At 59.7% G+C, this 1,167-nt stretch carries 1 pseudogene; it reads right to left on the minus strand.

The annotated features are described in order from the left end of the window. A pseudogene (locus tag HGO38_RS31310) lies at positions 1-1,167 on the minus strand (IS1182 family transposase); the annotation flags it as partial.

Consider the following 1,167-nt stretch of genomic DNA (forward strand, 5'->3'; position numbering starts at 1 on the left):
CGCCATGCGGTCGAGCACCGCCTCGTTCTCAAGTCGCGAGACGCGGCGGAAGGCCTTGGTACAGCGTTCGCGCAGATGGCACGCTTTGCAGGCGTCACGGTTGACGTAGTCGATCTTCACATTGTCGCGTGACTTGCCAAAGTGACGGGGTGAGAGCACCTGGTCTGCGGGGCAAAGGTAGATGTCCTTGTCCGGATCGTAGTGGAATTCCTCCTTGGAGAAGAAACCCTCGACCACGGCGGGACCGCGGATCGGCTTGGGTACAAAAGCAGTGATCCCAGCCTTCTCACAGGCTTCGATATCCTCGATCTTGAAGTAGCCCCGGTCCGCCACCGCCTCGATCCTGTCGACGCCGAGCGTTTCCATTACCGCCTCGACCGTTGGTGCCAGAAGCCCCATATCCAGTACCTGATTGCAGACCTCCTCCTCGGCGATCAGCTTGTGCTTCACATCCACGGCAAGCTGGATGTTGTAGCCGACGCCGACCTTCGTCATGCGCGCCATGGCACGGGCATCCGGATCGGTCAGCGAGATCGGGTCCTCGCCGGTCTTGTCCAAGTCGTCCAAGAGCGCCTTGTGACGATCCCGCTTGCCTTTGATTGCCGCGATCTTTTCCGCGAGTTTACCATCGCCGCGACCGGTACCGCCGCCATTGCCACCGGCTTTCTCCTCTTGCGCATCGCCCTCATCGAGCCGCTTCATGTAATCGGCCAGTTTCTCGTCGGCTTCATTGATGAACTTCGTCAACGCTCCCCGTGTGAAGTTGCGATCCTTATTGTTCCGCCTTGATACGTGTGCCATCGACCGCCAATAGTTCGCGTCCGAACAGGTCGAGCTGGCGGCAGAGAATGACGAACTCCCGGAACACCTGCTTGAATGCCGCCCGGTTCACCCGGCGGAAATCGGCAATGGTGCGGAAGTCGGGCTTCAGGTGCCGGAACAGCCAGATCACCTCGATATTGCGATGGGCCTCTGCCTCCAGCCGCCGGCTGGATCGCACCCGGTTGATGTAGCCGTACACGTAGAGCTTCAAAAGATCGGCCGGATCATAACCCGGGCGGCCGGTCTCCTTCGCCGTCACACGGATGAAACCAGCTTTCGCTAGGTCCAACTGATCAACGAAGGCTTCGATGAAGCGGACCGGGTTGTCCGGCCCAACGTAATCAT

Origin of the sequence: Rhizobium sp. CG5, from assembly GCF_023701945.1 — a bacterium.
GTDB lineage: Bacteria > Pseudomonadota > Alphaproteobacteria > Rhizobiales > Rhizobiaceae > Allorhizobium.